We start from the raw sequence: 223 nt of genomic DNA on the forward strand, positions 1-223 counted from the left end.
TTTTACTTTCTCTTTTTGTTTCTTCTGATATTCCTCATCTGCTTGACGAAACTTTTTGGCAATGCGCCGTAATTCTTTTTCTGTCACTTGTAAGTTATGTATATATGACTCTATAAGTTTCGTTGATCTCACATATTCCCCATAAAAACGCTGGCTCGTTGCTCCTTGCCATTGCATTTGAATACTAAATATAGATTGATTGAGATTTTGTTGTATACTCTGG

1 protein-coding gene is annotated in these 223 nt (G+C 34.5%); it reads right to left on the reverse strand.

From position 1 onward, the window contains the following. A partial coding sequence (locus tag MR063_RS22345) for a WXG100 family type VII secretion target (protein ID WP_242201351.1) occupies positions 1-223 on the reverse strand: 223 nt, incomplete at both ends.

Source organism: Bacillus cereus group sp. BfR-BA-01492 (assembly GCF_022662815.1).
Lineage (GTDB): Bacteria > Bacillota > Bacilli > Bacillales > Bacillaceae_G > Bacillus_A > Bacillus_A cereus_BD.